This is a genomic window from Streptomyces sp. NPDC104814, assembly GCF_055583185.1.
In genome coordinates this window covers 547,664-565,864 of sequence record NZ_JBVJOL010000003.1, presented here as the reverse complement: position 1 = coordinate 565,864, position 18,201 = coordinate 547,664, and the positions used below count along the sequence as shown (strand labels likewise).

14 protein-coding genes are annotated in these 18,201 nt (G+C 72.6%); 1 reads left to right on the top strand and 13 read right to left on the bottom strand.

Translation table 11 applies throughout. The features are described from left to right. Positions 1-51 precede the first annotated feature (51 nt). Positions 52-1,203 carry a PQQ-dependent sugar dehydrogenase gene (locus ACZ64A_RS15670; protein ID WP_469810773.1) on the top strand — a complete coding sequence of 384 codons (1,152 nt, stop codon included), beginning with the start codon at positions 52-54 and terminating at the stop codon, positions 1,201-1,203. A gap of 6 nt (positions 1,204-1,209) precedes the next feature. On the opposite strand, the gene ACZ64A_RS15665 is transcribed toward ACZ64A_RS15670, so the two are convergent. From ACZ64A_RS15665 to ligA, 13 genes are all read right to left on the bottom strand, one after another. Next, on the bottom strand, positions 1,210-1,419 hold the full coding sequence (locus ACZ64A_RS15665; RefSeq protein WP_469810772.1) for a DUF6191 domain-containing protein: 210 nt from the start codon (positions 1,417-1,419) through the stop codon (positions 1,210-1,212). A 37-nt stretch (positions 1,420-1,456) separates the two neighbouring features. Next, the gene (locus ACZ64A_RS15660; protein ID WP_469810842.1) at positions 1,457-4,498 is read right to left on the bottom strand and encodes a helix-turn-helix transcriptional regulator; all 3,042 of its coding nucleotides are present in this window, start codon (positions 4,496-4,498) and stop codon (positions 1,457-1,459) included. Between the two features lie 359 nt (positions 4,499-4,857). Further along, positions 4,858-5,043: a hypothetical protein gene (locus ACZ64A_RS15655; RefSeq protein WP_469810771.1), complete on the bottom strand. Its 186-nt coding sequence runs from the start codon at positions 5,041-5,043 to the stop codon at positions 4,858-4,860. A gap of 267 nt (positions 5,044-5,310) precedes the next feature. Continuing rightward, positions 5,311-5,895 (bottom strand): hypothetical protein, encoded by a 585-nt coding sequence (locus ACZ64A_RS15650; RefSeq protein ID WP_469810770.1) that lies wholly within the window; start codon positions 5,893-5,895, stop codon positions 5,311-5,313. A gap of 73 nt (positions 5,896-5,968) precedes the next feature. Beyond that, a complete protein-coding gene (locus ACZ64A_RS15645) occupies positions 5,969-6,523 on the bottom strand; it encodes a GNAT family N-acetyltransferase (protein WP_469810768.1) in 555 nt (184 codons plus the stop codon). Then, positions 6,501-8,744, bottom strand: a complete 2,244-nt coding sequence (locus ACZ64A_RS15640) for an MMPL family transporter (protein ID WP_469810767.1) — start codon at positions 8,742-8,744, stop codon at positions 6,501-6,503. Before ACZ64A_RS15640 ends, ACZ64A_RS15645 begins: the two co-directional genes overlap by 23 nt. Positions 8,745-9,014: 270 nt before the next feature. Further along, positions 9,015-10,529, bottom strand: coding sequence for an Asp-tRNA(Asn)/Glu-tRNA(Gln) amidotransferase subunit GatB (gatB, locus tag ACZ64A_RS15635; protein WP_469810766.1), 1,515 nt, complete (start codon positions 10,527-10,529; stop codon positions 9,015-9,017). Between the two features lie 15 nt (positions 10,530-10,544). Beyond that, positions 10,545-10,784: a hypothetical protein gene (locus ACZ64A_RS15630; protein ID WP_469810765.1), complete on the bottom strand. Its 240-nt coding sequence runs from the start codon at positions 10,782-10,784 to the stop codon at positions 10,545-10,547. Further along, positions 10,781-12,277: an Asp-tRNA(Asn)/Glu-tRNA(Gln) amidotransferase subunit GatA gene (gene gatA, locus ACZ64A_RS15625; protein WP_469810763.1), complete on the bottom strand. Its 1,497-nt coding sequence runs from the start codon at positions 12,275-12,277 to the stop codon at positions 10,781-10,783. Before gatA ends, ACZ64A_RS15630 begins: the two co-directional genes overlap by 4 nt. A 5-nt stretch (positions 12,278-12,282) precedes the next feature. After that, entirely contained in the window at positions 12,283-12,579 is a 297-nt protein-coding gene (gatC, locus tag ACZ64A_RS15620) for an Asp-tRNA(Asn)/Glu-tRNA(Gln) amidotransferase subunit GatC (RefSeq protein ID WP_004925108.1), read from the bottom strand. 123 nt (positions 12,580-12,702) lie between these two features. Then, positions 12,703-13,197: a cupin domain-containing protein gene (locus ACZ64A_RS15615; RefSeq protein ID WP_469810762.1), complete on the bottom strand. Its 495-nt coding sequence runs from the start codon at positions 13,195-13,197 to the stop codon at positions 12,703-12,705. Between the two features lie 191 nt (positions 13,198-13,388). Then, a complete protein-coding gene (locus ACZ64A_RS15610; protein WP_469810760.1) occupies positions 13,389-15,731 on the bottom strand; it encodes a putative bifunctional diguanylate cyclase/phosphodiesterase in 2,343 nt (780 codons plus the stop codon). Between the two features lie 259 nt (positions 15,732-15,990). Continuing rightward, positions 15,991-18,186 carry an NAD-dependent DNA ligase LigA gene (ligA, locus tag ACZ64A_RS15605; protein ID WP_469810759.1) on the bottom strand — a complete coding sequence of 732 codons (2,196 nt, stop codon included), beginning with the start codon at positions 18,184-18,186 and terminating at the stop codon, positions 15,991-15,993. Positions 18,187-18,201: the final 15 nt, after the last annotated feature.

Below are 18,201 nucleotides of genomic sequence, written 5' to 3'. Positions count from 1 at the left end.
CTTGGGCGTGCGGGAGGCGTAGGAAGCAACGGGCGGGGAAGGGAGTGGAGCGTGCAGAGGCGAGTTGGGGCGGCTCTGGCGGCCACCGTCGTGATCGTGGGCGCTGCCGGTTGTTCCTCCGGTGGGGGATCGCCGGAGACGGCCGCCTCGCCGAGTCGCGCGCCGGCGTCGGCGGCGCCGACCGTGCCCGGGGAGTCGGCCGCGCCCGCGAAGGGCACCGTCACGGTGGTGCGCACGGTCGCGACCGGGCTGGACTCGCCGTGGGGACTCGCTCCGCTGCCCGGCGGTGGTCTGCTGGTGGCGTCGCGGGACAAGGGAACGATCACCCGGGTCGACGACAGGACCGGGAAGAAGACCGAGCTGGGCGAGGTGTCCGGGGTCGCCGCGGAGGGCGAGGGCGGGCTGCTGGGCATCGCGCTGTCCCCGGACTACGCCTCGGACCACATGATCTACGCCTACTTCACGTCCGCCTCGGACAACCGCATCGCCCGCATGATCTACGACGCCAGGAAGCCGCCGGGAGAGCAGCTGGGGGCGCCCGACACGGTGTTCAAGGGCATTCCCAAGGGTGTCGTGCACAACGGGGGCCGGATCGCCTTCGGTCCTGACCGGATGCTGTACGCCGGTACGGGCGAGACCGGGGAGCGGGGTCTCGCGCAGGACCGGAAGTCCCTGGGCGGGAAGATCCTGCGGCTCACACCGGAGGGCGAGCCCGCGCCGGGCAACCCGTTCCCGGGCGCCCCCGTGTACTCCTACGGGCACCGCAATGTGCAGGGGCTCGCCTGGGACGGCAAACAGCGGCTGTTCGCCTCGGAGTTCGGGCAGGACACCTGGGACGAGCTGAACGTGATCAAGCCCGGCGGCAACTACGGCTGGCCGGACGCCGAAGGGCGGTCCGCCGACCGTGCGTTCGTGAATCCGATCGCTCAGTGGCACACCGACGACGCCTCGCCCAGCGGTATCGCCTACGCGGACGGCTGTGTGTGGATGGCCGCGCTCAAGGGGCAGCGGCTGTGGCGGATTCCCCTCAAGGGCACCCAGGCGTCCGCCGCGCCGCAGGACTTCCTGCGGGGTGCGTACGGGCGGCTGCGGACGGTGGTCGCGGCCGGAGGCGACAGGCTGTGGGTCACCACGAGCAACACCGACGGCCGCGGCGAGCCGAAGAGCGGCGACGACCGGATTCTCGAGGTGCGGGTCGGCTGAGGCCGCTCACTCCTCGTCCGGTTCCGCCCGATCCTCCTGGGACTGGTCCTGGTCCGGGCTCGGCGGCCGGACGACCACCTTGCCGGACGCCAGGTCTATCGGGCCGCGCCCGGGGTCGCCGTCGCCGACGTCCTCCCGGGTCAGCTCCAGCCGGTTCTGCTCGTCGCGGGTGTGCTTGCGGCCGGGCGCGAACACTTCCTCGAAGACGTTGAACATCGCCCCTCCCCGCTGCCGGTTCCCTCCACCCTACGTCTCAGCGCCCGGCCCGCACAGGGAGGGCCTCGGCGTACAGGCCCAGCCGGTGCGCCACGGCCGCCGCCTCTCCGCGTCCGGAGACGCCCAGCTTGGCGAGGATGTTGGACACGTGGACGCTGGCGGTCTTCGGGGAGATGAACAGTTCCTCGGCTATCTGGCGGTTGGTGCGGCCCGCCGAGACCAGCCGCAGTACGTCCCGTTCACGGGTGGTGAGGCCGAGCGCCTCGGCCGGGTCGGAGGAGTCCGGATCCGGCTGCGCGGGGCCGGTCAGGGGCAGTCTGGCGCGGCGGGCGAGCAGTGCGGTGGCGTCGGCCAGCGGGCGGGCGCCGAGGTGGCCGGCGACGGCGTGGGACAGGCGGAGCAGTTCGGTGGCCCGGGCGCGCTCGTCGTCGCCGCCGACGGTGACGAGGGCCTCGGCGAGGCGGTGGCGGACGCGGGCGAGGTCGTAGGGGCGGTCGAGGGCCTCGAAGGCGGCGACGACCGGTGACCAGGTGTCCGGGGTGGCCCGGCCCTCGGCCCGCAGCACCTCGGCGCGCACCCAGCGCTCGTGGGCGTGCCAGATCGGGGCGGCCGTCGTCAGCTCCTTGGCGGCGCGGAGGATGCGGGCGAGGGTCTGCTCGCGGCCCGGCTCGGACGCGGGCGAGGTGAGGGCGTCCGCCTCGGCGGTGGCGGCCGCCAGCAGCAGGGGCCAGGCGTAACGCTGGGTGCCGGGCGGTGTGCCGGCGTCCAGGGCGGCCTCGAGTTCCGTGCGGGCGCTTGCAAGGCGGCCCTGGGCTGCGGCGACGCCGACGGCGATACGGGCGAGGGGCAGCCACTGCTGAGGCATCGGGTCGTGGGAGCCGAGATGGCTCCGGGAGGCGTTGAGCTGCCGTTCGGCTTCGTCCACCTCGCCGCGGGCCAGCGCGAGATGGGCCAGACACAGCGCGCCCGTGGCCTGCGGCTTGGCGCTCTGTCCGCGGCGCAGGGCGTTCTCCGCGGCCTGCGCGGCGCCGTCCCACTCCCCCAGCGAGTACAGCGAGTCGGAGAGGTTGCCCCACGCCCATGACTCGAAGTCGAGCAGGCCGAACTTGCGGGCGTAGGCGGTGCCTTGGTGCAGCAGCTCGGCGGCTTCCCGGGAACGACCCACCGACTCCAGCTCGGAGGGCAGGTTGACGTAGGCGCGGCCCGCCACGGTGGGCACGTCGTCCGCGATCGCCTGATGCAGGACCTGGCGCATGTCTGCGAGGCCCTCCTCGACGGCACCGGAGTCCACCGTGAGGCCGCCGAGGGTGAGCCGGGCGTTCAGCTCGGTGGCGCGGGAGCCGACCATGCGGGCGTACTCCACCGCTCGCTCGGCGGCGGCGAGCGCCTCGGCTCCCGGCTGGTGCAGCATCGACCAGCCGGCGACGGCGGCGAGCACCTCGGCGTGCACGGTGGACGGCGGCAGTCCGCGCACCAGCTCCTGGGCGGTGGCCAGTTCGGCCCAGCCGTCGCCGCGGGCGAGGGCCTGCACCAGCCGGGACCGCTCGCGCCAGAACCAGGCCGCGCGCAGCGGGTCGGGATCGGCGTCCAGCAGGCGCAGCGCCCGCTTGGTGATCTTCAGGGCGCGTTCCCGCTCCATCGCCAGCCGGCCGGCGACGGCGGCCTCGGCCATCAGGTCCAGGTAGCGCAGGGGCGTGGCGGCCGGGTCGCAGCCGCATGCCGGGTAGGCGTCGGCGTGGTCGTGCGGCCGCAGCCGCGCCCGTACGTCCTCGGGGACGGCGTCCCACAGCTCCATCGCGCGTTCCAGCAGGCCGAGTTGCTCGCTGTAGGCGTGGCGGCGGCGGGCGGTGACCGAGGCGTCCAGGACGGCGGGCAGCGCCTTGGCGGGGTCGTGCGCGTGGTACCAGTAGCTGGCCAGGCGCATGGCGCGCTGGTCGGCGGGGACGAGAGTGGGGTCGCTCTCCAGGGCCTCGGCGTAACGGCGGTTGAGGCGGGAGCGCTCGCCGGGGAGCAGGTCGTCGCTGACGGCTTCGCGGACCAGGGAGTGGCGGAAGCGGTAGCCGTCGGCGGCCGGCGTGGGGATGAGGATGCTGGCGTTGACGGCGGCGCGCAGGGCCTCGATGAGGTCGTCCTCGGCGAGGGAGGCGACGGCGGCGATCAGCCGGTACTCGACGGTGGAACCGCCCTCGGCGACGACCCGGACGACCCGCTGGGCGCTCTCGGAGAGCGCCTCGACGCGGACCAGGAGCAGATCGCGCAGGGTGTCGGTGAGGCCGGTGCAGCAGCCCGCGTGGGCGGCGACGGCGAGTTCCTCGACGAAGAAGGCGTTGCCGTCGGAGCGTTCGAAGATGTCGTCGACCTGGTCCGGGTCGGGTTCGCCGGCGATGATGCCGGCGACCTGGCGGCAGACCTCGTCGCGGGTGAAGCGGGCGATGTCCAGGCGGCGGACGGTGCGCAGCCGGTCCAGTTCGGCGAGGAGGGGGCGCAGGGGGTGGCGGCGGTGGATGTCGTCGGAGCGGTAGGTGGCGAGGACGACGAGGCGGCCGGCGCGCAGGGTGCGCAGCAGGTAGGCGAGGAGGTGACGGGTGGAGGCGTCGGCCCAGTGGAGGTCCTCCAGGGCGACGACGACGGTCCGTTCGGCGGCGAGCTGCTGGAGCAGGCGGGCGGTGAGTTCGAAGAGGCGGGCCATGCCCTCCTCGTCGTGCCGGCCGGGGCCGGCCTCGCCCAGTTCGGGCAGCAGCCGGGCCAGTTCGTCCTCCTGGCCGGCCGCCGCTGCCTCGAAGTCGGCGGGCAGTTCGCGGCGCAGGGCGCGCAGGGCGGCGGAGAACGGGGCGAACGGCAGGCCGTCGGCGCCGATCTCGACGCAGCCGCCCAGCGCGACGACGGCGCCCTGCCGGCCCGCGGCGCCGGCGAACTCCTCCACCAGCCGTGTCTTGCCGACGCCGGCCTCCCCGGCGATGAGCAAGGCCTGCGGCTCGCCCGTGGCGGCGCGGGCGAGCGCGTCGTGCAATGCCTCCAACTCGTCGGCGCGACCGACGAACACCGGACTGACGGACCTGGTCTCCACGCCGGAGAGCATCGCACGCGGCTCCGACAACGGCGCACCGGTTTTCGCCGGGGGCAGAGCGGCCGCCGGGCCGCCGGGGCCGGCCGACCGGACGGCGACCACGCCGTGGGAGGGGCCGGCGGTGTTTCCAGCGGGTGACCGGAGAACCGCGGCGGCCCCGTCCGGTCTGACCGTCCCGCTCGCCGGAACGGACCGCTCCGCAGACCCCGCCAGCCGAGTGGACTCCGTTTGCTTCGGGGCCCGAACGCCGGACACCGGCCCCGTCGTGGGGCCGGTGTCGGTGGTGCCGGGCGAGTCGGCCGGCGTGGAGGGCGCCGGGTGCGGGCGGCCGACCCCCGTACGGCCGTTCCCCGCGCCCGGCGTCGCGCCGCTCACGCGGCCCGGGTGGACCAGCGGCGGCGAGGGCGGCCGGTATGCGCCTCGGCCTCGCTGGTGCGTGCGCCGGCTTCACGGCGGGCGGCGCGGCCGGCCAGGACGGCCTCGCGGACCAGGCGCTCCTGGTCGGCCCGGCGGATCAGTTCGGCGGCGCGGGCCTGCTGGACGTCGTACTCGTACATGAGGTCCCCCTGCGGGATGAGAGTTCGGGTATCGCTTGCTGCGATGCCTCTACTTTCGTCTCCCAGGGGGGTCCGCCACATCGGGAGACTTCCGCATCTTGCGCGCGGTGGGGGGCCTTAGACGCCGGGCGGGGATCCCCGGGTCCGGCGTAAGGCACCGCGCGGGGACCTAAGACGACCCGCGGGGCCTCAGAGGGCGACCCGCGGGACCGTGGGACGGCCCGGGGGACCAGGGCGGCCCGCCCCGGGTCCGTGGCCGGCGGCGGTTCAGCTCGTGGCGGGCAGGCCCAGCAGGACACCCGTGTACTTCAGGACCGCCAGGAGCAGGCCGATCACACCGAGGGAGACCCCCGCCCAGGCGACCGACTTGATCCACGCCGCCTGCGGCCGGCCGGGTGCGCCGAACGCGGGCCGGGCGAGCACGACCACGCCCACGACCAGCGCCGCCAGCGCGAACAGACCGGCCCACAGCGCGGTGGCCTGCCAGGCGTCGCCGTAGCCCTCCTTGACCATCGTCGCGACGCTGGAGGACGACGACGTGTGCAGCTGGCCGATCAGCGCCTCGCGCGCGGAGGCCACCGTGCCGGTCCAGCTGCCGGTGAGCGAGACGACGCCCAGCCCGGCCGCGACGACGGCGCCGGCGCCCTGGCCGACCCCGGAGGGGCCGCCTTCCCGCTGCCCGCCTTCATGCGCCTGCGCCTCGGACGTCTCCTGCTGCCCCGGCCGCGTGTCCTGCTCGGTCTGCGTGTCCTGCCCGGTCTGCGTCTCCCGCTCGGTCTGCGTCTCCTCCTCGGATCCGGTCGCCTCGTCGGCCGGCGTCGCCGCGGCCTCGTGCTCAGTCTTGGTAGCCATGCTCCGCACCGTACGGACGGAGTCTGAGAGGTCCCTTAATGATCGTCACGGGGCGCCGGACCGCCGGGGCGCGTCACGCGCGTGCCGCGCGCCATTCGGGGGCGAGCACCGACCAGACCTCCAGGTCGTGCCGTTCGCCGTGGTGCAGGTAGGCCGCGCGCCGCACCCCGTCGCGGGTCATGCCGAGGCGGCGGGCGACGTTGATGCTGGGGACGTTGCCGGCGGAGGCGACCCATTCGACGCGGTGGATACCGCGCTCCTCCACGGCCCAGTCGATGAGCACCCGCATCGCCCGGGTGATCAGCCCGCGCCCGGTCGCCGCCGGCTCCAGCCAGCAGCCGACCTCGCAGGTGCCGTTCTCGGCGTCGAAGTTCAGGGTGAGGACGCCGCCGACGAGCGTGCCGTCCAGCCAGAGTCCGTGCAGCGAGGCGGTGCCGGCGGCGCGCATGTCGGCGTACCGCTGGAGCGTCTCGCGCGCCGTGGCGACGTCGACGGCCTTGGAGCCGAACGGGACGTACCGGTTGATGAAGTCGCGGCCCCGCTCCAGGTGCGCCAGGAACTCCTCGGCGTGCCAGGGCTCCAGCGGCCGCAGCTGCGCTCCGTCGTCACCCAGGGATATCGCGTACATCCTGCTGCCGCTCCTTCGCCAGTACGTCCGCCACCTCGGCGTCCGTCGCAGCGGCCAGCCTCTCATGGGCGGCGCGGCACTCGGGCGGCTCGATGCTGATGCGCGGCAGGACGCGGTCCAGGCCGCGCGGCAGCCACCAGTTGGCGGCGCCGAGCAGGTGCATCAGGGCGGGCACCAGCAGGGTGCGCAGGACGAAGGCGTCCAGGGCGACCGCGGCGGCCAGCGCTATGCCGAACATGGCGATGACCCGGTCGCCGCTGAGGACGAAGGCGAGGAAGACGGAGATCATGATGACCGCCGCGGAGTTGATCACACGGCTGGTCTCGGCGAGTCCTATGCGCACCGCGCGCCGGTTGTCGCCGGTCTCCAGCCACTCCTCGTACATCCGGCTGACCAGGAAGACCTGGTAGTCCATGGAGAGCCCGAAGAGGACCGACACCATGATCACGGGGAGGAAGGGCTCGATGGGGCCCGCGCGGCCGAGTCCCAGCAGTTCGCTGCCCCAGCCCCACTGGAAGATCGCGACGACGACGCCGAACGCGGCGGCGACGGCGGCGATGTTCATCACGGCGGCCTTGAGCGGGATGCCGACCGACCGGAAGGCGAGCAGGAGCAGCAGGCAGCCCAGGCCGATGACCACGCCGACGAAGAGGGGCAGTTTGCCGACGATGACGCCGGCGAAGTCGTCGTAGGAGGCGGTGACCCCGCCGACGTACACGTCGAGGGAGGTGCCGGCCTCGGCGCGGGGCAGCACGTCGGTGCGCAGCCGGTCGACGAGGTCGCTGGTGGCCTGGGACTGCGGCGCGGACTCGGGGACGACGGTGAGGTACGCGGTGTCGCCGCCGGGCCCGTAGGTCGCGGGGGTCACGGAGGCGACGCCGCGGGTGGCGCGCAAGGTGGTGTCGAGGTTGTCGAGGGCGAGCTTGTCCTGGGCGCCCTCTACGCGCGTCACCAGGGTCAGGGGGCCGTTGACGCCCGGTCCGAAGCCGTCCGCGAGGAGGTCGTAGGCCTTGCGGGTGGTCGTGGTCCGCGGGTCGTTGCCCTGGTCGGAGCTGCCCAGGTGGAGGGAGAGCGTGGGCAGCGCGAGCAGGGCGATGACGGCGACGGCGATGCCGCCGAGCTTCTTGGGGTGGCGCTCGACGAACGCCGACCACCGGGCGGCGAACCCGGTCGGCAGCTCCGGCTGCGGGCCGTGCTCGGCCAGCCGGCGCCGTTCGCGGCGGCTGAGGGCGCGCATGCCGATGAACGACAGCAGGGCGGGCAGCAGGGTCACGGAGGCGGCGACGGTGAGCACCACGGTCAGCGAGGCGGCGACGGCGACGCCGTTGAGGAAGTTCAGCCGCAGGATCAGCATGCCGAGCAGCGCGATGCACACGGTCGCCCCCGCGAAGACGACGGCGCGTCCGGTGGTGGCGACGGCGTTGGTGGCCGCCTCGGTGACGCTGAGCCCGCGTTTGAGTCCGCGTCTGTGGCGCGTGACGATGAACAGCGCGTAGTCGATGCCGACGCCGAGCCCGATGAGCATGCCGAGCATGGGCGCGAAGTCCGCGACGGTCATGGCGTGCCCGAGCAGTTCGATCCCCGCGTAGGCGGTGCCGACGCCGACCAGGGCGGTGGCGATGGGCAGCAGCGAGGCGGCGAGCGAGCCGAAGGCGAGGAAGAGTACGACCGCGGCGACGAGGACGCCGACCACCTCGGCCAGGTGGCCGCCGGAGGTCTTGGTCAGGGCGATGGCGCTGCCGCCCAGCTCGACCTGGAGGCCGTCGCCCTCGGCGGCCTTGGCGGCGTGCACCACGGCCTGCGCCTCGGCGGTGGTCAGGTGCTCGACGGTGTCGGCGAAGGTGACGGTGGCGTACGCGGTGTGCCCGTCGGCGCTGATCCGGCCGGCGCCCTGGCCGTTGTAGGGGCCGCTGACGGCCACCACGCCGGGCAGGTCGCCGATCTTCTCGAGCGTGCGGGTCATGGTCTGCTCGACGTCGGCGGCCCGGACGGTGCCGGACGTGGTGTGCCAGACGACGGTGTCGCTGTCGCCGCTCATGCCGGGGAAGCCCTCGGTGAGCAGCTCGGCGGCGTGACCGGCCTGGGTGCCGGGGACGTCGTAGTCGTTGGAGTAGGCGGAGCCGGTCACGGCGGCGGCAGCGGTGACCCCGCCGAACGCGAGGAGCCACAGCAGAACGGCGATCAGGCGCCGTCGGACACACCAGCGTGCAAGGGCTGCCACGAACCTGCTCCCAGAGTGACTGAATTGTGGATCTTTGACCGGGAACAGTGGTCCATTAACCGAACAGCCCGCAAAGAACGCATGAGGAATGCCTAGCCACTCTTACAGGCGGAAGAGATCCTTTGCGGCTTTCGTGGCCTTGTTCACAGGTGTTGGGAGCGAGGTCACAGGACAATCGACGGCACTCTGTCACCTGTTGTGGCGTCACTCACATGCGGCAGGCCCCGGGGACGTCGTCCCCGGGGCCTGCCGTGTGCGCGGATGCGGTGCTCAGCCCTCGCTGACGCCCAGCTTGTCGAGGATCAGCTCCTTGACGCGGGCCGCGTCGGCCTGGCCGCGCGTGGCCTTCATGACCGCGCCGACCAGGGCACCGGCCGCCGCCACCTTGCCACCGCGGATCTTGTCCGCGATGCCCGGGTTGCCGGCGATGGCCTCCTCGACGGCGGCGGTGAGCGCGCCCTCGTCGGAGACGACCTTCAGGCCGCGCTTGTCGACGACCTCGTCCGGCGTGCCCTCGCCGGCGAGGACGCCCTCGATGACCTGACGGGCCAGCTTGTCGTTCAGGTCGCCCTTGGTGACCAGCTCGGTCACCCGGGCCACCTGCTGCGGAGTGATCGCCAGCTCGTCCAGCGCCGTGCCGGACTCGTTGGCGCTGCGGGCGAGCTCGCCCATCCACCACTTGCGGGCGGAGGCGGCGTCGGCACCGGCGTCGATGGTGGCGACGATCAGGTCCAGCGCGCCGGCGTTGAGGATCGCCTGCATGTCGGTGGCGGAGATGCCCCACTCGGTGAGCAGCCGGGTGCGGCGCGCCAGCGGCATCTCGGGCAGGGCCGCGCGGATCTTCTCGACCCACTCGCGCGAAGGCGCGACCGGCACCAGGTCGGGCTCCGGGAAGTACCGGTAGTCCTCGGCCTCCTCCTTCACGCGGCCCGAGGTCGTGGACCCGGTGTCCTCGTGGAAGTGGCGGGTCTCCTGGACGATCGTGCCGCCGGAGGAGAGCACGGCCGCGTGGCGCATGATCTCGAACCGGGCCGCGCGCTCCACCGAGCGCAGCGAGTTGACGTTCTTGGTCTCGCTGCGGGTGCCGAACTTCTGCGTGCCGTTCGGGCGCAGCGACAGGTTCACGTCGCAGCGCATCTGGCCCATCTCCATGCGGGCCTCGGACACGCCGAGGGCACGGATGACCTCGCGCAGCTCACGGACGTACGCCTTCGCCACCTCGGGGGCGCGCTCGCCGGCGCCCTCGATCGGCTTGGTGACGATCTCGATGAGCGGGATGCCGGCGCGGTTGTAGTCCAGCAGGGAGTGGGACGCGCCGTGGATACGGCCGGTGGCGCCGCCGACGTGCGTCGACTTGCCGGTGTCCTCCTCCATGTGGGCGCGCTCGATCTCCACGCGGAAGGTCTCGCCGTCCTCCAGCTGCACGTCGAGGTAGCCGTTGAAGGCGATCGGCTCGTCGTACTGGGAGGTCTGGAAGTTCTTCGGCATGTCCGGATAGAAGTAGTTCTTCCGGGCGAAGCGGCACCATTCGGCGATCTCGCAGTTCAGCGCGAGACCGATCTTGATGGCGGACTCGACGCCGGTCGCGTTGACGACCGGGAGGGCGCCGGGCAGGCCGAGGCAGACCGGGCAGGTCTGGCTGTTCGGGTCGGCGCCGAGCGAGGTCGAGCAGCCGCAGAACATCTTGGTCTTGGTGCCGAGTTCGACATGGACCTCGAGGCCCATGACGGGGTCGTACGACGCGAGTGCTTCCTCGTACGACACCAGGTCGGTCGTGGTGGTCACGGTGAAACTTCCCTCTCAGCCCAGCAGGACGTCGTCGTCGCCCAGCCGCTTCAGCTCGCGGTAGAGGATGGCGAGGCCGGTGACGATGGCGGCGGCGGACACGGTGGCGTCGATCAGGCGCAGCGTGTCGCTCTCCAGCCGCGCCTTTTTGATCTGCTTGACGACGCTGACCGCGCCGAACGCGGTGGTGGCCATCGACAGGTACGTACCGGACTTGGACTTCTTGAAGTCCTTGGCCTTGGACAGCTTGCTCACAGCGACGGAGCCTCCTCCAGGAGCGGGTGCCCCCACTTTTCCACGAAGGCGGCCTCGACCGCGGCACCCACCTTGTACAGACGCTCGTCCTTCATCACCGGGGCGATGATCTGCAGGCCGACCGGGAGGTTGTCCTCCGGGGCGAGACCGCAGGGCAGGGACATGGCCGCGTTGCCCGCCAGGTTGGTCGGGATGGTGCACAGGTCCGCGAGGTACATCGCCATCGGGTCGTCGGCGCGCTCGCCGATCGCGAAGGCGGTGGTCGGCGTCGTCGGGGAGACGATCACGTCGACCTGCTCGAAGGCCTTGTCGAAGTCCTGCTTGATCAGCGTGCGGACCTTCTGCGCGGAGCCGTAGTACGCGTCGTAGTAGCCGGAGCTCAGCGCGTACGTGCCCAGCATGATGCGGCGCTTGACCTCGGGGCCGAAGCCGGCCTCGCGGGTCAGGGAGGTGACCTCCTCCGCCGAGTGGCCGCCGTCGTCGCCGGTGCGCCGGCCGTAGCGCAGGCCGTCGAAGCGGGCGAGGTTGGAGGAGCACTCGGACGGCGCGATCAGGTAGTACGCCGACAGCGCGAGGTCGAAGGACGGGCAGTCCAGCTCGACGATCTCGGCGCCCAGGTCCTTCAGCAGGGCGACGGACTCGTCGAAGCGCTGGATCACGCCCGGCTGGTAGCCCTCGCCGCGGAACTGCTTGACGACGCCGACGCGCATGCCCGCCACGCTGCCGTTGCGGGCGGCCTCGACGACCGGCGGGACCGGGGCGTCGATGGAGGTGGAGTCCAGCGGGTCGTGGCCGGCGATCACCTCGTGCAGCAGGGCCGCGTCCAGGACCGTACGGGCACACGGGCCGCCCTGGTCGAGGGAGGAGGAGAAGGCCACCATGCCGTAGCGGGAGACCGCGCCGTAGGTCGGCTTCACGCCGACCGTGCCGGTGACGGCGGCCGGCTGGCGGATGGAACCGCCGGTGTCGGTGCCGATGGCGAGCGGGGCCTCGAAGGCGGCGAGCGCGGCGGAGGAACCGCCGCCGGAGCCGCCGGGGATCTTGGTGAGGTCCCAGGGGTTGCCGGTCGGGCCGTAGGCACTGTTCTCGGTGGAGGACCCCATGGCGAACTCGTCCATGTTGGTCTTGCCGAGGATGACGACGTCGGCGGCCTTCAGCTTGCACGTGACGGTCGCGTCGTACGGCGGGATCCAGCCCTCGAGGATCTTCGAACCGACGGTCGTGGGCACGCCCTCGGTGGTGAAGATGTCCTTCAGCGCGAGCGGGACACCGGCCAGCGGGCCGAGCTTCTCGCCCCGCTCGCGCTTGGCGTCCACTTCCCGCGCCTGGGCGAGCGCGCCCTCGCGGTCGATGTGCAGGAAGGCGTGCACCTTCTCGTCGACGGCCTCGATCCGGGCCAGGTGGGCCTCGGTGACCTGGACGGCCGTGAGCTCGCCGGAGGCGATCTTCTCGGCGATCTGCGCGGCCGTGAGCTTGATGATGTTGTCCGTCATGGTGGTCACTCCTCCCCCAGGATCTGCGGCACCTTGAAACGCTGCTGCTCCTGTGCCGGGGCGCCGGAGAGCGCCTGCTCGGGGGTGAGCGAGGGACGGACCTCGTCCGGCCGCATGACGTTCGTCAGCGGCAGCGGGTGCGAGGTCGGCGGTACGTCTTGGTCGGCGACCTCGCTGACGCGGGCCACCGCGCCGATGATGTCGTCCAGCTGTCCCGCGAAGTGGTCGAGCTCTTCGGGCTTCAGCTCCAGACGCGCCAGCCGGGCGAGGTGGGCGACCTCCTCGCGCGTGATGCCAGGCATGCAGCGATCCTCTGGGGTGAGTGTGTGTGGTTGGGGGCCGGGGGCCGTTTCCCAATCCTATGGGGCGGGGGCCCGTGCCTGTTAAACGGTTTGCCGGGCGGCGCGGGGCGGCCCGGTCCCGGGTCACCCGCGGCGCTTCTCCCAGGCCTCGCTGTGCAGGAAGTGGTTGTCGTATGTCTCCTGCACCTCGAGGATGCTTCCGAGCGGGACCTCGCCGAGCCGGATGCGCTGCAGATGACGGAAGTACTCGAAGCGCTCGACGCCCGGGGTGATCACGATGAGCAGGTCCGCGGCGGCGCCGGGGACGGCGGCGAAGGCGTGCGGGCGGTCCGGCGGGACGATGATCAGGTCGCCGGGCCCGGCGGTGACGACGTCGTCGCCGGACAGGACGTCCAGGGCGCCGTCGAGCAGGTAGAACATCTCCGCGGAGTGGTGGTGCACGTGCGGCTTGGCGCCGTCGGCGCCCTCGCCGAGGGTCACGCGGACGGTGGACAGCGCGCCGCCGCTGGCGCTGCTGTCGGCGAGCAGCTTCACGGCGACGGGGTCACCCCCGACGACCTCCGCCTCGGCGTCCCGGACCAGTACGGTCTCGTCGAACTTCGGTACGAACAGCGACATGACGTATCCCCCTCGTCGGTGGGCGCTCGGACCGCGAAGAGCCGTCCGGCGCTGATCAGTACAACGATCGTGGCGGCGCGGTGGATCCCGGAAGCGACGGCTTTCGCGGCGAACCCCGCGAGGCCGGCGGCGCGGGCCGCCCTGAGCCGCCTGGGCCACCTGGCGACGGCGCCCCTGGTGCGGGACTCGCGCTAGCTGACCCGGCCCGGGTCGTCCACCGTGGCGGCGGGGAGGGCCGCCGCGGGGCGCTGCCAGCCCCGGGAGCCGCGGGCGCGCAGCCAGGCCGTCGTCTCCTCCGGCGGCATCGCCGCGGCGACCAGCCAGCCCTGGACGGCGTCGCAGCCCAGGTCGCGCAGGCGCTCCCAGGTCTCGTCGTCCTCGACGCCCTCGGCGACGACCAGCAGGCCCAGCGAATGGGCGAGGTCGACGGTGCAGCGCACGATCTCGGCGTCCTCGGTGTCCACGGCGAGCCGGGCCACGAAGGAGCGGTCGATCTTCAGCTCGCTCACCGGGAGGCGGCGCAGGTGGACCAGGGAGGAGTAGCCGGTGCCGAAGTCGTCCAGGGACATCTTCACGCCGTGGCCGGTGAGTCCCGCGAGGGTGTCGGCGGCCCGCTGCGGGTCCTCCAGCAGGACGTGTTCCGTGATCTCCAGCTGCAGCGAGCCGGCCGGGACCCCGTGCCGGGCCAGCCGGGCGGCGACGGAGCCGGCGAAGCCGGGGGTGTGCACATCGCGCGGGGAGACGTTGACGGCGACCGGGACGAACAGTCCCTGCGAGCGCCACCGGGCGACCTGGGCGAGCGCGGTGTCCAGGACGTACTCGGTGAGGTGCGGCATCAGCCCGGAGGACTCGGCGATCGCTATGAACTCGTCCGGCGGCACCTTCCCGCGCTCGGGGTGCACCCAGCGCACCAGCGCCTCCAGGCCGGCCACCTGGCCGTCGAAGCGGACCTTGGGCTGGTAGTGCAGCTGGACCTCGTGGGCGTCCAGCGCCCGGCGCAGATCGCCGAGGAGCCCGAGCCGGTCGGGGGTGTTGGAGTCGCGCTTGGACTCGTAGACCTCGACGCCGGTGCGGTCCCGCTTCGCCTGGTACATCGCCACGTCGGCGCGGCGCAGCAGGCCCTCGGCGTCCAGCGCGTGGTCGGGGAAGACGGCGACGCCGGCGCTGGCCTCCAGCACCAGTGTGAGCCCGTCGAGGTCGAGCGGGGAGCTGAGGTCGGCGACCAGGCCCCGGGCGACGCGCATCGCGGAGGTCGTGGAGTCGGCGACCGGCAGTAACACGGCGAACTCGTCACCGCCCAGCCGCGCCACCTCCGCGCCGCGCGGCAGGGCGAGCCGCAGCCGGTCGGCTATCTGGAGCAGCAGCCGGTCCCCGGCGAGATGCCCGAGGGTGTCGTTGACCGACCGGAAACGGTCCAGGTCGATCAGCACCAGGGCGGCGCGGGCGCCGATGCGCTCGGCGTCGTCCAGCGCGGTCCAGATGCGTTCCAGCAGCCACTGGCGGTTGGGCAGCCCGGTGAGCGGGTCGCGCAGCTGCTCCTCCGCCCGGGCCCGGGCGATCCACAGGGTGGAGTCCAGGGCGATCAGCGGGATGGAGAACAGCGGCAGCAGCACCGGCTTGGCGGTGGCCACCACGCACACCAGCGGGGCTATGCCGAGCAGGGCGACGGCCACCAGGCCCTGCCTGACCAGCGCGGTGCGCGCGACCGTGGGCAGTCCGCCGGAGCGCGGCGCGTGCAGGTACCACAGCAGGATCCGGGTCACGGCGAGATAGGCGACCGCGACGAGCACCACCTCGGGGGCGGTGTAGAAGGTCCAGCTGCCGGGGTCCGAGGGCGCCTCGACGCTCGGCACGGCGCCGAAGGCGGCCAGCACCAGGGCGCCGGCGCCGATGCCGAGCAGGTCCACCGAGCCGTGCAGCACGCCTTGCCGCCAGCGGTGGCGGCGGGCTATGCCGACCAGGACGACGACGGTGAGGCTGACCATGCCGGCCGGCACCCAGCCGTACAGCAGCAGGACGGCGAGGGTGAGGGCGGCGCCGGAGCCGGTGCCGCCCCACCAGCGGGCGCGGCCGAGCATGACCAGGTGGCCGACGATGATGCCGGTCAGCAGCGCCAGCGACCAGCCGACCGCGCCGGACGGGAAGAGGGCGTGGCCGCCGGTGAAGGCGCGGTAGAAGCCGGCGCCCAGCACGAGGGCGGCGGCCGCGACGACCGCGGCGGGCAGCGGGGGCCAGGACGGGTGGCGTTCGTGCTCGGCGCCGGGCAGGGCCACGGCGGGGCGGGAGGGATCGAGCCGTTCGGGGCCGGCCGGGCCGGCTTTGAACCGGCCGGCGTCGGGGCCGTCGGCGCCGGTGAGGCCCGCGCCGAGCCGGGCGGAGTCCATGCCGTCGCCGCCCGGGTGGGCGGGCGCGGCGCGCTCGCGTACCCGGCCGCGCCCGATCGCGCGTGTCACCCACCGGCTCCCCCGCCACGCGCCCGCCGCACGGCGCAGGCGCAGCCGTGAGCCGGGGGCGGTGCTCTCGGTCGGTTCCATTCCCGTCCCTCTCACAGCCGGCGGTGCCCACGCCTCGCGGCCCGATGCCCGACTTCCCTCAACGGCTCCGCGTTGGAAAACCCTTCCCCCTGCCCGTCAAGAGCACGAGGATGCCCCGACCGCAGCTGGGCACGGCAGGCGCACATCTCAACAGTAGGCCGCGGACGCCTTCCTCGGGCAGCGGTCGCCGACGGTTGCCCGAATGCGCCCCGGCCACCCCTATGCATCTGATATGCGCCGATCGGGTGGCCTTCAACCGCTACTCGTCGGCCGAAAGAGCTACGTCCGCCGCGGCCTCGGGGCCCTGGTCGAGCAGGACGTCGAAGCCCTCCTCGTTCAGGACGGGCACCTTGAGCTGCATCGCCTTGTCGTATTTCGATCCGGGGTTGTCACCCACCACGACGAACGAGGTCTTCTTCGACACCGAACCGGTCACCTTGGCGCCGCGGCTCTGCAGGGCGTCCTTGGCCCCGTCCCGGGTGAAGTGCTCCAGGGTGCCGGTGACGACGACGGTAAGCCCTTCCAGCGGGCGGGGTCCCTCGTCCTCTCCGGCCGTCTCCTCCTCCAGCGGAACGCCCGCGGCCTTCCACTTGCGGATGATCTCGCGGTGCCAGTCCTCGGCGAACCACTCCTTGAGGGCGGCGGCGATGATCGGCCCGACTCCGTCGGTGGTCGCCAGCTCCTGCTCGGTGGCCTGCTCGATGCGGTCGATGGACCGGAACTCGCGGGCGAGCGCCTGGGCGGCCACCGGCCCCACGTGCCGGATGGACAGGCCGTTCAGGAAGCGGGCGAGGGGGCGGGTCTTGGCCGCCTCGATGTTCGCCAGCAGGGCGAGGGTGTTCTTCTTCGGCTCGCCCTTCTGGTTGGCGAAGACGGTGACGACCTTCTCCTCACCGGTCTTCGGATCGCGCTTGGGCAGCCCGCTGTCGGGGTCGAGGACATGGGCCTTGATGGGGAGCAGCTTCTCCACCGTCAGGTCGAACAGGTCGCCCTCGTCCACCAGCGGCGGGTCGGCCGGCTCCAGCGGCTGGGTGAGCGCGGCGGCGGCCACGTCACCGAAGTGCTCGATGTCCAGGCACTCACGCCCCGCCAGGTAGGAGACGCGTCCCCGCAGCTGTGCCGGGCAGGCGCGGGCGTTGGGGCAGCGGAGGTCGATGTCGCCCTCCTTCATGGGCCGCAGCGCCGTGCCGCACTCGGGGCACTCGCCGGGCATCACGAACTCCCGCTCGGAGCCGTCGCGCAGGTCCGCCACCGGACCGAGGATCTCCGGGATGACGTCCCCTGCCTTGCGCAGCACGACGGTGTCCCCGATGAGCACGCCCTTGGCCTTGACGATCTCCTGGTTGTGCAGGGTGGCGAACTCCACCTCGCTGCCCGCGACCGTGACCGGCTGCACCTGCGCGTACGGCGTGACGCGGCCCGTGCGCCCGACGCCCACCTTGATGTCGATGAGTTTGGTGTTGACCTCTTCCGGCGCGTACTTGTAGGCGATCGCCCAGCGCGGGGCGCGCGCGGTGGAGCCGAGGCGCCCCTGGAGGCGGAGCTCGTCCAGCTTGACGACGACGCCGTCGATCTCGTGCTCGACGGAGTGGCGGTTCTCGCCGTAGTACGCGATGAACTTCCGCACGCCGTCCAGGTCGTCGACCACGCGGTTGTGCCCGGAGGTCGGCAGGCCCCAGGTCTTCAGCAGCTCGTAGGCCTGGGAGAGACGGGTCATCCCGGAGTAGCCCTCGAGGGCGCCGATCCCGTGGACGACCATGTGCAGAGGCCGGGTGGCGGTGACCCGCGGGTCCTTCTGGCGCAGCGATCCGGCGGCGGCGTTGCGCGGGTTGGCGAAGGGCTTGTCGCCGGCCGCGACCAGCCGCTCGTTCAGCTCGAGGAACTTCTCCATCGGGAAGTAGACCTCGCCGCGGATCTCCACGAGGTCGGGGACCTCGTCCCCGCCCAGGCGGTCCGGGATGTCGGTGATGGTGCGGACGTTGGGGGTGATGTCCTCGCCGGTGCGGCCGTCGCCCCGGGTCGCCGCGCGGACGAGGCGGCCGTGCTCGTAGGTGAGGTTCACGGCGAGGCCGTCGACCTTCAGCTCGCACAGGAAGTGGTACTTCTGCTCGCCCAGTTCGCGCGCGATACGGTCGGCCCAGGTGGCGAGCTCGTCGTCGTTGAAGGTGTTGTCCAGGGAGAGCATGCGGGAGCGGTGCTCGACGGAGGTGAACTCCGTCTCGTACGAACCCGCGACCTTCTGGGTCGGCGAGTCCGGCGTCCGCAGCTCCGGGTACTGCTCCTCCAGTGCCTCCAGCGTCTTCAGGAGTGTGTCGAACTCGGCGTCGCTGATGACGGGAGCGTCCTTCACGTAGTACCGGAAGCGGTGCTCCTCGATCTGCTCAGCGAGCTGCGCGTGCTTCTCACGTGCCTCGGCGGGCACTGCCGTCTCCGCCTGCTGCTTGTCGCCGGCCACCGTGTTGTCCTCCCG